We start from the raw sequence: 13,735 nt of genomic DNA, 5'->3' as shown, positions 1-13,735 counted from the left end.
TAATAGAGATATTATTTTTTCGCTATCGCCTTTACAAGTAACATCATCGGGCGGCGAAGTTCATCTTCCATACCCGGAATATCCATCATCTCTTTAGGCGGTTCTGCTTCCTCTACAACTTTAAGCTCAAACCCATTGTTCAGCAATCCCATTATAATCTGTGTAAGTGTGTGATGTTGTTTTACTACATCACATCCTAAAAAATGTGTATTTCGTTCTCCTGTTATAAAGTAATTATCAATCGCCCAATATTGCGGTTTCCCATCATCTGTATAAATCCAATCCTGCCCAACTCCTGCGGTAAAAACAGGGTGTTCGATATTAAAAAGAAAAATTCCACCTGGTTTTAATGTCCTATACACTTTTTGAAATATTTCCACTATGTCCTCTATATAGTGCAGAGCTAAATTAGATATAACACAATCCCATTCATTTTCTGGATAGTCATATTCCTCTAATCCGCTAATACGATATTCAATTTGATTTCCTGAATTGCGCTTTGTTGCACTATAAACTACAATAACTGACAACTTGCTCCTCGACAGCACATGAAGGCGATCTTCATCTGCCCGAAACCCCGCCCAATACGCCGTCGAGCAGATCCCCTCCCGCCTAAGGGTCTCCGCGCGCGGAAGCTCCTCGCCTCTTTCGACGCCACCCACCCCCCCCCATTCAACCGCCATCACACACCGTCCAGCACCTTGTTCGCTCCCACAACGACGCTCCCTGGCGTCAACACGTCCTTCGAGACGCAGGCATTCGCGCCAAGAGTGCATCCGTCAGCTATGCGCACCTCGTTCCACACCTTCACGCCGGAGCCAATATAAACGTCATCCCGATGAGAGCCGCCCCCCCCCGGAAGGATTCGCGCCGATGTTGACACAGCTGTTCAGAGTGCACCTCGCACCGATCCTCGCATGGCGGCTCACCACTATGCTGCCGTAGTGGAGAATGCAAAGGCCAGGACCGCAGACGTTGAGCGGAATGGAGAAGCCGAGATGCTCGCTCAGCCTTTGGAAGCGCCAGCGCAGCCAAACGCGATAAGGCTTGGTCGCACGTCCTCCCCGGCAGTTCTCCCAGTACTCAAGGCACCGCAGCAGACGCTCCCAGCGAGCCACAGAATCGGTGAGCCAGACCATGGAGTTGTCCGTGCGCCACAGCACATTGCGCGTCTTGGCACCGAGCGCTTCTATATCGGCACGTACGTACGCACGCCAATCTTCCTTGCTTTCGATCATCGACGATCTCCCATCGCTGAACGCATCTTCAAGAGCACGGTAAGCGCACGGATTGGCAGAGGCGCCAGAAACACCTGCCTCGCGCCCATCGCGATACGCACGAAAGCGACCGATCCCCCGAGTTTGCGCAAATAGGAGACAGCGGCCCGCCCTTCGGTCACCAGGCAGCCTGTCCGGCAATCCATTCGGCGTACTCAAGATCGGCAGGCTCGTTGATGTCGAGAGCTTCAATCTCGTTGATCACGAAGCCCTCCACATGAACGCCCAGCACGCTACGCGTGGCGCGCAGGGCACCGGCCTCGGTCACATAGAGACAGCTGTTCTCCACGTACACCGGTCTGCGCCCCTGCCTACGACGAGGTTCGTCCGGGAAGAGCCGTTGAAAGCCACCGTCCTCGCGTATCCAGTGGTCGGCCACGCTCTCGTGCAGAGTGAGCATGGCATCGGCCGCGCCAGACGAACGCAACCCCTCCCAACGGTCCATAAACGACCGTACCGTTTCGGACGTACGGAAAGGCGAAGTCGGCTGCGCGCACACAACCGACCCGTAACGCACACCCAACCCCGCTTCCATGCGATCAAGCGCGTCTATGAGGGCGTCCTCCGTTGCGGCCGCATCGCCGCTGATCTCATCGGGACGCCTCAACGCGTAGACGCCGCAGCGACGGGCCACCTCGAGAATCTCATCGGAGTCCGAGCTCACGCACACCTCGTCAGCCACACCCGATGCCAGCAGGCATTCCACCGTCCACTCAAGCAGAGGCTTTCCAGCAAGCAAGCGAATGTTCTTGCCGGGTATGCCTTTCGAGCCTCCCCGAGCAGGTATCACCGCAAGAACGCGGCCGACAGCGCTCATTGCACCTCCTCCTCAAGCGAGGCGATAACGTCGGCGGGCGTTATCACGTCCACAAGAGAAAAGCCCTCGTCCACCACAGGGATAAGGGTCACGCCCTTGTCCTTAACGAGCTCCTTCGCCGCGCTCATATCGCGCGAGCGCAGATAGAAAAAAGTCGGCGAGTAGAGCCCAGAGATGGACTGCAGGATGTCGGCTCCCCGACAGAGCGCGCGCACGGCATCGCCTTGGCTGAGAATGCCCACGACCTTTCCCTCGTCGACGACGAAGACGTTGCGGTTGTGGTTCTCGCTTATTTGATCGAGCGCTTCTTTGAGCGTGTACGCAGGAGTGACGCAATAGATCGAAAGGCTCACTCTTTCTCCCTTTCTAATAGGTCAGCTTTTTGGCCATCCAGCGAGCATCGGCCTCGATGGACATGAGCAAATCGAGGATGCGCTCCGACGAGTGGCCGTCTCCGTAGGGGTTCTCCATACCCGCGATCGAGGCGCGGAACTCGAGCGACGACGCCCTCTCCACGGCGGTGAATATCTCGTCCCTGTCGAAGGGCGCGTCTATCACGTTCGCGCCCCGAAAGCGCATATCTTGCCTACGGCCGATGTTGACGGCCGGCGTGCCGAAACTCGGAGCCTCAAGCAAGCCAGAACTCGAGTTCCCCACAATCGCAAGCGCCTCCTTCAAAAAACCGAGGTAGTCCGCGCGTGGCATGTTGGCGAACAGGTGCCAGTCGCCGCGCCGCCCTTGCTCGATCGCGCTGCGCACGGCCAACGACCCAGCATCGTTGTTGGGCAAGATCGCTATTTTGGGAGCGGCTAAGGCGTTCAAAGCCTCTACAAAAATCCGGGCCTGCTCGCCCGCGCTCGCCGCCTCCTCGGTGACGGGATGCATCACGGCCAAGTAGAACCCACGCGAAAGATCCACCCCGTATTTGACCTCCAAGTCCTCGCGCGTTGAATACTGGGCGGACACCATCTCGTCAACCTGCGGCGCTCCCACGTTGAACACGCGAAACGGCTCCTCGCCCAAACGCATGAGCCGATCAGCGGCATCCTCGTTGGCGGCTAAGTGCAGATGCGCGAGCTTGCCGATGGCGTGGCGGCACATACCGTCGATGTTGCCGGAAAGCTCGCCGGCTTGAATGTGAGCCACCGGCGTGTAGGTGTAAGAGCAGGCAATGGCACCCATCAACTGCTCGCCGCGATCACCCGCAAGCACCACCCAATCAGGGTGCTCCACGTCAAGAATGTCCGGCAAGGCCTCTAGGCACACGCCGAGCGACTTAGCATGGCTTGCATGGTCGCCGCCCTCAACGGCCATGCGCACCTTGTGGTGGATGGTGAAGCCGTCGCGTTCAATCTCCTGCCAAGAGCTACCGTAGGCCGGCAGCAGGTGCATGTTGGTGACGACGAGTCGGTAGTCCACGTCATCACGAGCCCGTATGAGGCGCAGTATCGGACGGATATAGCCCCACTCACCGCGCGAGCCGGTCAGAAAAAGCATCTTCTTCATACTAGGCAAGATCCTCCCAAGAAACGAGGGTGTTGCCCTCGATATCCCGCGCAGCCGTGCGTCCCACAACCTCGTCCATGCGCCAGGACGGGATACCGGTGCCAGGGCGCTTGCCCCACACCATGTCCTGCGTTATGACCTCTCCGGCTTTGATGGGGCGCAGGGCCACGACGCTCCTGTGCGCCCACTCGCGAATGCCGGACTCGCTCTCGTGCACCTTCTTCTCGCAGCCCAGAGCGGCCTCCACCTTGCGGGCCCCGTCGCAGAGGCTGCGCAGTTCGGAGAAGTCGATGGAGACGGACTGATCGGGGCCGGGCGTTCGCTTGTCCAAGATCACATGTTTCTCCAGGATCTTGGCACCGCGCGCCACCGCGCCGAAACAGGTGTAGAGGTCGGGCGTGTGGTCGGAGTGGCCGATCACGGCCTTGGGAAACGCCTCGGCCATGATGTCGAGCACCCCCAAGTTCACATCCTCGTAGATGGGCGGATACTCCGAGAGACAGTTCATGAGGGCAAACTCCACCCCGCTCTCCGCGAGCACGTCGTAGGTGCGACGGATCTCCTCCATAGTAGCCATCCCCGTCGAGACGATCATAGGCTTGCCGAGCGCGGCGATCGCACGGATGGTGGGGATGTCGTCCATCTCGCCCGACCCAATCTTGAAGGCGTCCACGCCCAGCTCGTCGAGCTCTTGGGCGGCCTTCAAGCTGAAGGGTGTGCAAAGATACTGGATCCCAACCTCTTCGCAGTACGCCATCAGCTCGGCGTGTTGGTCGAGCGTAAGGGCGTGGAGCTTCAGAAAGTCGTAGAGGGGGATATCGAAATTCGAGGTCATCGGCACGTCGGGCAGCATCTCCTCGTCGGGCAGATGGTGCTGGAACTTGATGCAATCCGCGCCCGCGAGCTTCGCCCGCAAACACATCTCCTTCGCCGCCTCGATGCTGCCCATGTGGTTGTCGCAACCCTCCGCGATCACGTAGACAGGCGCACCGTCGCCGATGGGTCTTCCGTTAATGTTCATTGATGCCATACGCATATCTCCTTTCCTATTTCAACGCGCGTTAAACGCCTTTCGCGAGACGCATCGCATGTTCAATACACAAGGAGTCAATAAGGCTCATGACGAAGCCTCCTTCTCCCCATCGCCACCGAAAACGCGAGCAGACCTTCGCAGACCAATCCCAAACAAGACGAGTAAGACGCAGACAAGAACAGCCCTGACTACGTCAGCATCCATGAAGATGTAAGTAAGAACAAGCGCGGCCACGGCGAGACCGAAGGGGGCGGCGAACTGCCGCGGACCCTCGTAGCGCCGCTCCTTGAACACGCGAGCAACTATGACGTCATGCATGACGAAGAGCACGCAATATGCGAGCAGAGTCGAAACCGCCGCCCCCTCGCCACGGAACACGGGCGTCAAGACTGCGCAGAACGCAAGATTGACAACACAAGCAGATATCGTGCCCAGAGCGATGCACCCCGTCTTTTTAAGATAAAACTCGTAATTGACCGGGATGGTGTAATAGAAGTTGACCAGAAAGCCCATCGCGATAATGGGCGCTATGTAGGAGGATTCCCGGTATGACGGATCGCTCAGAAGGCCGATGGCTGTGGGGAGCAAGAGAATGAACGCCGCCGTCCCGATGGAGAACAAATTGATATAGAACCGTATCGTCAAGTTCACGCTACGAGCGTCCATCCCGGCGTCCAAAGCCTTATAGAGCCAAGGAACGAAGGCGGCGTTGCATGCCAGAAAGAGGGTCGAGATGATCTGGCCGAAGTTAGAGGCGTAGGCATATATCCCTGCAGCATCGGCTCCGACGACCTTGAGAATGATGACCTGGTTTATCCTCACCAGCAAGATGCCGGCAAGCGCGTGAAGGATCAGGGGAACCGAAATCTTAAGTGCGTAAACGGTTGCCTTTCGATCGAACAGATTCCTGCCCCGGAGGTATATGAAAACCAACGACACCCCTCCTGTGGCTGCAGCGGCAACAACTGACGAGAAGACGCGAGCAATATAAGGGGCAGAAAAAACGTCGAGGAGAATGAGCCCAATTGCCCCGAAGGTACCGATGGCCGCATTGGCAACAGATAGCGCAAGATACGAGAAAGGGCGGTCGTCCATCCTCAGCATGGCGATGTGGACGGTGAAGTAATACGTGAAGAGGCTCTGGACAACGCCTGCGGCGAGAGCGCAGACCGGCAGTTCGAACAAGCGGGACAACGGCTCCCCAAAGGCGATGACAGCAAAGAGCGCCACGACAAAGGAGAGTATCGCCGCCGGAGACGTCGAGGAGGCGTAACGGTATATGCCATCCTTTCCGTAATCGAGATAGGCATTATTAATCGAAGATCCAACCTGCAGTCCGATGACGGCATTGGAGAATGAGATCCAGAAGGTGTAACTCGCAAACAGCCCAAAGTCCGATGTACTCATCAGAACAGAAAATATCGGAAGGGTTACAAAGCTCAGCCCCTGGACGAAGAAAGAGCCGAAGACGTAAACCCCAGCGTTTTTCAGAAGCGACAACTCTTCCTCATCCCTTTCCCTCCCACCTATGCCCGAAAGCATCGAGGATGACAATCCACCAAAGAACATCGAAGAGTCCCGTGAAGCAGGTGACGTCGGTAAGTGCGCGCAGGATGGCAACAGCGATGACGGCAACGAAGAAAGCACCGTGGCGACGCGAGAGGGAAAAGACCGCCCTTGCCAGATAGTAGGCGACGAGGGCGAACCCAAGAAGCCCGAAACGTGAGTGCAGGAAGACGATGGAGTTATGCGGGTTGTCAAAGTACGTAAGCCAGTAGTAATCGGAAAAGGGTACGCCAAGGAAGACGTTGGCAGCAGATGACCCGAGACCCGTCGCATACTCCTCAAGAAGGTAGGACCGGCCGACGTCCGTGGTCCCCGATTTAGTAAATCGCTCCAATATGGAAAGCCATTGGTCGCGGAATGCATAGGCAATAACAGCAGTGGCGACGACGGCAAAGATGATGGGCACGACGAATCGAAATACATCCGACCGGCGAATGTAGAGGTTGTCGAGGAGGATGAAGACGAACAGGACAACGGAGGCAACAAAGCCCGTTCGCCCCTCGGCCCACATGCAGACGATCAGGCCGAGAGTGGCCGGAAGAAGAGATGGGAGTTTGCCTTCCCTTGTGGCGACATAGCAGTAGATAATGCCATAGAAAAGGACATAAACCGAAATAATGTTCCTGCTACCCACCGCAACGGCATCTCCGGGGTCCCAGCCAAGAAGCATAAAAACGAGATAGACAGCGGAGACAAGGATCGCCAGCCATTTTGCAGCCCTGACGGTTATCCCGGAAACGTAGAAGGCAAGCGCAGGCCCAAGGTAGCTCCAGACCCAGACGAACGAATAGAGCTCCGTGTTTCCAGTGTAAGCGGCAGAAACGATGGCCGCCACCGAGAGAACCAAGGCCGCGAAGATAGCACGCACAACGCCCACGGAACTCGCCCCCTCCACGCACGCCGCGAAGAGGCAGAGCAAACCCAAACTGACCCTGACAAAACTCTGCGCGGATCCGCTCGGTGCTACAAGCGAGGCCAAGGCATAGCCTAGGAGGAAGAGATAGAGGGAAAGCCGGGAGAAAGAGACCCTCCCTGTCGCGCCGGGACCGAGAAACGCAGCCATGATAGCAGTGGTCATTATGCCAACTGCTCTTCCCTCAGCCTCCGATAAAGCTCCTTGTCCCGCCAGGAGAAGACGACGGCCGGATGCCCACCCGCGATCGCACAGGCCGGGATATCCTTTACAACGACGCTTCCAGCCTGGATTATCGCACCCTCGCCGATGCTCACCCCTGGGAGGATCGTGACTCCCATACCTAGCCAAACGTTATCCTCTATAACAACGTCTTTGGTGATCCAGGTACTGTCATAAGGAAGCGACACCTCGCTCCTATAGTTATGGTTGCTGGTCATGATCACGCAGCGCTTACCGCTGTGGAAATGGTCGCCAATGCTGACCTTTCCGGAACCATAGACCTCAAGCCCGTTGAAATGACTATCATTCCCGATAAAGGTATTCTTTGAAAACTTGCAGGGGTAATTGACCATGGAACCAGAGCCTATAGAACCGGCCCGCAGCCTAGCAATGCCCGTAAATACGAAGGTCATGACTTTGTGTACCACGGACTTAATCAATGGAATCTCTCTCCTTTAAAAGATTGCTCATGAGCTCATGAGGGGCATCGAGCATGCGATATCCCTTCGATTGAAGACTCGAATATTCGCCCCTATCCGAGTAGTCATCAATGATGACGGGGATGCCCAGACGGAATGACTGGTATAAAACGGTCGAACAACGCCCTGCCACCCGAGAAGTAACGGACAGAGACTCGCCAAGAGAGAGGCCCTCAGGCTCCAGTTCGACGCCAGAGGGAAAGATGTCCTCGTAATCCCCGCGCAGAGAGAGGGGATGCAAACGGACTCGGCACCTCATGCCCTCGGCCTGAAGAGCGCCCAAAGCAGAGGCGAGCCTTGCTTTGGTCTCATCGTCTTCGAGCTGGCAATAATAGGTGATGTCATAAGTCGGTTTTGTGGACGGAACGTAACCGGGCACGTTTAACGATGGAGGCGTGGAAATCCTGATTTGGTTCTCCTCGCACCTCTGCCGCAGCAGGAGCCCCTTGTAGTAATCGTCCCAAGCATAAAAACGCGTGAACCTGAAGAAGGAAGCCTTAGAGTTGGCGAAGAACTCACCGTGCATGATGCCAATGTAGTCTATCCCCTGGCCTTCAAAGTAGCTCGTAAGCACGGAGGTGGAGAACGAGGACTCCGTGTTAGTGACGACCTTGACAGGGGCATATGCATAGACGATATGGCCAGCCTGAGACAACTTCACCAATGCCTTCGCGACAAAGAAGGGCTCAAAGCGAGCCCTGACAGCGGACTTAAGCAGCAACGACCAGCCTCGACGATCCAGTCGGAGTTTGAGGGGATCGAAGCTCGTGGTTACGCGCACGACCGACGCAGGATCGGTGCCCTCAAGCTCTTCGGAAGGGATGAGTAGGGAGGAGATGTGTGGCGCGGCAAAGTATACGAGCGCCATGTCACTACGCTCGCTCTGCATGGGCCTGAACAGCGTAGATGCAACGATCCAAACCATAAGAGGCAGAAACGCCACAAGGCAGGCAACGTTGCCTGCAACCCTCCTCCCTGCGGAAACGTAGTACATCTCGCCCCTGTACTGCAAGACAGACCTATCCAAGTCATCTTTTGGCTCCGGAAGGCCATCAAGGAAGTCAAAGACTTCCTCGGCGGTTCCACCCTCCATGATGGTGAAGCCGAAAAAGGCATCGTAGATGCGTTTAAGTACGGTTTTCTTGGCCATACGCCTTACGCACCAAGCCCTCTGTAGAGCGTCCGGGAGTAATACTTTCTAGCAAAGACGGCGAAAAGACGCGGCGAAACTTGGTAGAGTCGCCATGCGAGAAGCTTGGAGGAGGCGACGTAGCCACGCACCACAGGGGCATGTTTGCGCAGGCTCTCCACGAGCCGGAAGACAAGCTCTTCGCGCCCCTCTGCCGCGTCCCAAGCATAGAGGCGGGACAATGTGCCTATGTGATAGGCAAAAGAGAACGCGGACGCCTGCCTTGAAAGCCTAGAGCGCCGCTCACGCACAAGAGCCTCGACCTCGTCGGCACACTCCAGCGACCCAAGTTGCCTGTCATTAAAGGCACTGAGGCGGACACTCCCGCTGCGCTGCCAGTAGCGATAGCTGCCGGAGGAGCAATAGACCACGACAAGGTCGCTGTCGACAGCGAGGCGTATAAGGAAGAGGGCGTCCTCGCTCATGGCAAGGGGGGAGAAGCGCGCCGAACCGATCGTCTTCCTCCGGAACAGCTTACCGGGAATCCCAGTGAAGAGCGAGCCGCTCAGATACGCCTCGACAACCTTTTCGCCAATGAGAGCATCGGGGACATTTTGGCGAAGAGGACTTATCATCCCATCGTCCCACTCCCGCAATATGTCGCAAAAGGAGATGTCAGCCTGCTTGGACTCCAAACTACTCAGAAGGCCAGCAAGGGTGCCCGGGGAAAGATAGTCATCTGGATCGACGAAGGCCACATACGCCCCGCGGCAGAACTCCAGGCCGGCATTCCGAGCCGCCGATACCCCCTGATTTTCAGTATGAATCACCGAAACGCCACGATGAGCGGAGGCGAGAGTATCGCAGAGTTCAGGGCTGCCGTCGGTAGACCCGTCATCTACAAGGACGACATTCGGCTCCACGCCCTCCTGCCCCAGAACGCTGCTGACACAACGCTCGAGATAGCCCTCCACATTGTAAACGGGGATAATGACGTCTACGGAGGGCAGGGCACCACGATCAACATCTGAGGCAAAGTCAACCTGCACCGTCACGGGAACATTAACCATGGTACTTCCTCACACCGCTGACGGCGTAGCGAACGAAAGAGGCGAGGCTCTTGCCGATGGGCATCCCAAGCCCTTTCCGGTAGGCCTCCCAGCGGCCCTTTGCAGACTTGATCTTGTCGCTCGACCGTGAACCCGGTATCTGCCGGTAATGCATCAGAACCTCAGAACAGCCGCAGGCAGCGTACCCCTCTCGCAGAAGCGTCATCCACAAAACGTAATCCTCGTGGTGGAACTCGTTCGAGAAAGGATGAGTCTTCATTATCTCGGTAGAAATGAGGCAAGTGGAGCAACTTATCACAGATTTTTCGAGCATGGCCTCGAAATCTGTAACAGGCGGGACGACGAAGGGTTTGCCGACATCTTGCCCGTCCTGCGAGATGAGGTCGTAAGAGCAATACACAATGGGCGCGCCGCTCCTCTCGGCAAGTGCAACTTGGAGCTCGAGCTTGTCTGGCTCCCACAGATCATCGGAGTCGAGCAGAGCCACATATGCACCACAAGCTTCGGCGATACCCCTATTACGCGCTGCTGCGACGCCACCGTTCTCAGACATGAGCACAACTTTTACACGAGCATCTGACTCTGAAAACCTCTTAGCAATGCAAGCCGTCCCGTCGTTGGAGCAGTCGTCCACCACAACAAGCTCCCATTCAGGAAATGTTTGTGCTAAAACCGAAACAATCGCCTCGCCTATATAACGCTCGGAGTTGTACGCCGGCATGATGACCGACACGAGCGGAGAGATGGAGTTACCCATGCTAACGCGCCCCTTCCGCAGATCCAAGCACGCCCAACGTGCGCAAAATGAGCTTCCAATCCATAGTGAGACTGCGATTCCTTATGTACTCGAAGTCGAAGACAACCTTCTCGGCGGGAAGCAGGTCGTAGCCACCGTTTACCTGCGCCAGACCTGAGAGACCCGGTCGCACCTTGGTGCGCCAATGCCAGCCCTGAATTCGATCTTCGAAGGCGTCGCAGAAAGCCGGACGCTCAGGTCTAGGGCCAATGAGCGACATATCGCCCCTGACGACATTCCAGAACTGCGGCACCTCGTCCACGCGACGGTCACGCATCCAGCGGCCGAATGGGGTGACCCTGGGGTCCTCGTCGGTTGCCCACTGCGCGCCGCGCTTCTCGGCATCGATATACATGCTGCGAAACTTGTAGACGTCGAACTCGCGACCATTAAGGCCCACGCGACGCTGTGCGTAGATGACGGGGCCAGGGGACTCCAGCTTGATCTTGATAGCTACAATACTCATGGGTATAGCGAGGACGATGAGGGCAATGCCGCACGAACACACATCGAATACGCGCTTCACAAAGCGATACCCCAAACCACCCGCGACCTCCGGCTCCTCAAGCACGATGACCTCATCGCCGGGAAGCAGCTTCGTCAGCACCTCGTCGGGAATGCCGTTCTCGCGCAGGTGAGGCTCGTGCCGCGCAACGACATCGAGCTTTACGGCTTCGCGCCGGACGTCAGCAGGTACGTGCTCGGCAACTGCAGCTGCGGATATGGCCTCCCGCGCTTCGGCTACTACAGTCGCCATGTCCTCAGAGGGCATTTATGCCACCGCCAAAGTTAAGCCAGATGCGAAGTTGGCCTCATTCGACATACCATCGGCATGCCGCCAAAAGCCTCTTGCCAAATTATCGAGCATGAGATTGTCTCTCCCTGCGATTTCGCAGGCTATTTCGACGTGATACCTCCTGCGACCAAATCCAGTCGCAACGATGTAAACCGTCATCCCCGTCATGCGGAACAGCCGGTAGGAGCCGTCCCTGCGCACGCGCCCGACGCGCCATTGGGAGTACAGCGGCCCGGTCCCAGGGCTCTTCGCGCAGATGACGGCGCAGAGGAAAGCGCCCGGCACGAGCAGGAGGGCAAGGGCCACTCCAGAGACGAGCACATCGAAGACCCGCTTGACGAAGCGATAGCCGCACCGCGACAGATCGGGGCGCATGCCGGAATCGCGCTTGGTCAGAAACCGCATCGCTTCGGCATCAGCAGCGCATCCCTCCACCCCACGCCCCAAGCGCGAGGACGCCCCAAGCACGTCGGCCTCGTCGAACCCCTCACACGCTCTGCTTGGCAATTACCATCAACCCTATCGGCACTTCTTTTTTCCTCCCCAGGAAGTCCATCTCCACGTACGCCGTCGCGCGGCGGCGGTCGATGCGCTTGACCTGGAACCAGCGATCCTTCAGCGGGCCCTCCACAACGACCACCTCGTCCCCGGCCTTGACGGCTTTCGACAGGGGGATAACGCGGTCCGCGCCCTGCGCGTGCCGCCCGATCCAAGCGACCTCGTCCTTGTCCAAGGGGGTGAAACCTCGCTCGTTGCGCAGAAGCCTCGTGAAGCCGGGCACGCGCCGAAGCGCCTCGTCCAGCTTGCGGGGAGCGTCGGTGACCGCCACCACGTAGCCCGGCAAGAGCAGCCGCTCCACGCTCTGCCACTCTCCGCGGATTTTCCTTTGCGTTCGCCATCGAGGGCTGAAGCACTCTTCGAGCACGCCTGATCCCGCCATCCGCCGCAATGCGGCGACGACCGCGTTCTCTTGCCCGCCCCTCACCTGCACCACGTACCAATCGGCCATGAGGCACTCCGTTCTGCGCACAGGCGCCAAGCATGGCTTCGCCATACGGCAACACCCGCGCAAAGCAAGGCTATTCATCCCCTTGGACCGAACAAGACACGCCACAGGCGCTGCCCTTCCCATCCAAGATATGTCCGTCGCGGTTTCCCGCAGGCGAATCTCCCGCTACGGTGCGATGCCGCCAGGAGAGCCGCCTGCGAAAAGCCCCAAGTCAATCAGGAGCCTCGCCCGCACGGGGCGCGACCCCTCGTCGTCCGAAGTTAGCTCTTCGACAGCACGCTCAAAGCCGCCTTCAGAAGAAACCCCTCGTCGCCTCCGCCAAGGGCCACGAACGCCAAGCGCTTGCGACGATCGATCTTGCGGACGATCCGCTCGCTTCCTCTGAGCGGACCGCGTTCGACCGTGAGCACTCCCTGGTCGATGCGGCCCTCGCTCGCCCGTAGGACGTGCGAGGCGTCGAGCGTCGACTCCAGCCACGATTGCACTCCTGCCGCGAGCGGCGCGTACGCGCGCCCTCGTCTGCCGACGATGGGCGCAGCGAACGAAAGCCTCCCGAGCGCCTTCGCAAGTGCCTCCGCATCGCGCGTCGCCACGAAGACGTATTCGGCGAACAGAGGCGCCGTCTCGATGCGCCAAACGCCGCCCCGCTTGACGTAGCGCTCGTAGCGGGAGGCGATGCAGTCCTCCAAAAGAGCGGGGTCGAGCGCCTTGCGGCACTTCTCGGCAAAGGAAGCCTCGCGTCCAGCCGGCACGTGAACGGCGTACCACCGCACCGCTCCGTCGGAAGGACATTGATCAGGCAAAGAGGAGAGGGGGATCGCGACCGCCGACGCATCCGCACGCATGCCGCACCTCCCATCCTTCCACCTCTCGCGCATGCGGCAAAACGTAGACTTTTTGCCGTTCTGATGGGACAATAGGCAGCACTTGCAAACGAGCAGGTTGCGAGTGCTTGGTCGTGAGGAAAGCCCTCTCGAAGTGGCGCGGACAAAAAGTCTACGTTTTGCCCACGAATAACCACCGTTTCAGCACCAAGTTTTTTCTTTGGGGGGGGGGGGGGGGGGGGGGGGGGGGGGGGGGGGGGGGGGGGGGGGGGGGGGGGGGGGGGGGGGGGGGGGGGGG

17 protein-coding genes are annotated in these 13,735 nt (G+C 58.2%); all 17 read right to left on the bottom strand.

Translation table 11 applies throughout. The annotated features are described in order from the left end of the window. Window positions 1-11 precede the first annotated feature (11 nt). The gene (locus B5F40_RS13750; RefSeq protein WP_140396516.1) at window positions 12-683 is read right to left on the bottom strand and encodes a class I SAM-dependent methyltransferase; all 672 of its coding nucleotides are present in this window, start codon (window positions 681-683) and stop codon (window positions 12-14) included. After that, window positions 683-793 carry a hypothetical protein gene (locus tag B5F40_RS16980; RefSeq protein ID WP_446718601.1) on the bottom strand — a complete coding sequence of 37 codons (111 nt, stop codon included), beginning with the start codon at window positions 791-793 and terminating at the stop codon, window positions 683-685. Before B5F40_RS16980 ends, B5F40_RS13750 begins: the two co-directional genes overlap by 1 nt. Window positions 794-830: 37 nt before the next feature. Next, entirely contained in the window at window positions 831-1,238 is a 408-nt protein-coding gene (locus tag B5F40_RS16045) for a hypothetical protein (RefSeq protein WP_140396514.1), read from the bottom strand. Window positions 1,239-1,395: 157 nt separating this feature from the next. Then, window positions 1,396-2,094: an acylneuraminate cytidylyltransferase family protein gene (locus B5F40_RS13740; protein WP_087194846.1), complete on the bottom strand. Its 699-nt coding sequence runs from the start codon at window positions 2,092-2,094 to the stop codon at window positions 1,396-1,398. Next, a complete protein-coding gene (locus B5F40_RS13735) occupies window positions 2,091-2,447 on the bottom strand; it encodes a CBS domain-containing protein (protein WP_140396513.1) in 357 nt (118 codons plus the stop codon). The genes B5F40_RS13740 and B5F40_RS13735 overlap by 4 nt, the downstream gene beginning before the upstream one ends. 13 nt (window positions 2,448-2,460) lie before the next feature. Then, window positions 2,461-3,600, bottom strand: coding sequence for a UDP-N-acetylglucosamine 2-epimerase (gene neuC, locus B5F40_RS13730; protein WP_087194844.1), 1,140 nt, complete (start codon window positions 3,598-3,600; stop codon window positions 2,461-2,463). A gap of 1 nt (window position 3,601) precedes the next feature. Then, window positions 3,602-4,630 carry an N-acetylneuraminate synthase family protein gene (locus B5F40_RS13725; protein WP_204217432.1) on the bottom strand — a complete coding sequence of 343 codons (1,029 nt, stop codon included), beginning with the start codon at window positions 4,628-4,630 and terminating at the stop codon, window positions 3,602-3,604. 87 nt (window positions 4,631-4,717) lie between these two features. Continuing rightward, on the bottom strand, window positions 4,718-6,202 hold the full coding sequence (locus B5F40_RS13720; RefSeq protein ID WP_162610993.1) for a lipopolysaccharide biosynthesis protein: 1,485 nt from the start codon (window positions 6,200-6,202) through the stop codon (window positions 4,718-4,720). Next, the gene (locus tag B5F40_RS16315; protein ID WP_162610992.1) at window positions 6,141-7,277 is read right to left on the bottom strand and encodes a hypothetical protein; all 1,137 of its coding nucleotides are present in this window, start codon (window positions 7,275-7,277) and stop codon (window positions 6,141-6,143) included. Before B5F40_RS16315 ends, B5F40_RS13720 begins: the two co-directional genes overlap by 62 nt. Beyond that, on the bottom strand, window positions 7,277-7,774 hold the full coding sequence (locus B5F40_RS13715) for an acyltransferase (RefSeq protein WP_204217431.1): 498 nt from the start codon (window positions 7,772-7,774) through the stop codon (window positions 7,277-7,279). The genes B5F40_RS16315 and B5F40_RS13715 overlap by 1 nt, the downstream gene beginning before the upstream one ends. Then, entirely contained in the window at window positions 7,767-8,963 is a 1,197-nt protein-coding gene (locus B5F40_RS13710; protein ID WP_087194842.1) for a hypothetical protein, read from the bottom strand. Before B5F40_RS13710 ends, B5F40_RS13715 begins: the two co-directional genes overlap by 8 nt. 5 nt (window positions 8,964-8,968) lie before the next feature. Continuing rightward, window positions 8,969-10,012 carry a glycosyltransferase family 2 protein gene (locus tag B5F40_RS13705; RefSeq protein WP_087194841.1) on the bottom strand — a complete coding sequence of 348 codons (1,044 nt, stop codon included), beginning with the start codon at window positions 10,010-10,012 and terminating at the stop codon, window positions 8,969-8,971. Continuing rightward, window positions 10,005-10,769 (bottom strand): glycosyltransferase family 2 protein, encoded by a 765-nt coding sequence (locus tag B5F40_RS13700; RefSeq protein ID WP_087194840.1) that lies wholly within the window; start codon window positions 10,767-10,769, stop codon window positions 10,005-10,007. Before B5F40_RS13700 ends, B5F40_RS13705 begins: the two co-directional genes overlap by 8 nt. Before the next feature lies 1 nt (window position 10,770). Then, on the bottom strand, window positions 10,771-11,565 hold the full coding sequence (locus tag B5F40_RS13695) for a sugar transferase (protein WP_087194839.1): 795 nt from the start codon (window positions 11,563-11,565) through the stop codon (window positions 10,771-10,773). A gap of 15 nt (window positions 11,566-11,580) precedes the next feature. After that, the gene (locus B5F40_RS13690) at window positions 11,581-12,072 is read right to left on the bottom strand and encodes a sugar transferase (protein ID WP_140396511.1); all 492 of its coding nucleotides are present in this window, start codon (window positions 12,070-12,072) and stop codon (window positions 11,581-11,583) included. 19 nt (window positions 12,073-12,091) lie between these two features. Next, window positions 12,092-12,613 (bottom strand): antiterminator LoaP, encoded by a 522-nt coding sequence (gene loaP, locus B5F40_RS13685; RefSeq protein WP_157941061.1) that lies wholly within the window; start codon window positions 12,611-12,613, stop codon window positions 12,092-12,094. A gap of 260 nt (window positions 12,614-12,873) precedes the next feature. After that, complete coding sequence (locus B5F40_RS13680) at window positions 12,874-13,458, bottom strand: transcription termination/antitermination NusG family protein (RefSeq protein WP_087194836.1); 585 nt, start codon at window positions 13,456-13,458, stop codon at window positions 12,874-12,876. Between the last annotated feature and the right edge of the window lie 277 nt (window positions 13,459-13,735).

The organism is Gordonibacter sp. An230 (assembly GCF_002159915.1).
GTDB lineage: Bacteria > Actinomycetota > Coriobacteriia > Coriobacteriales > Eggerthellaceae > Rubneribacter.
Note: the sequence above shows the minus strand (reverse complement) of the source record. Positions and strands in the feature narration are given on the sequence as shown.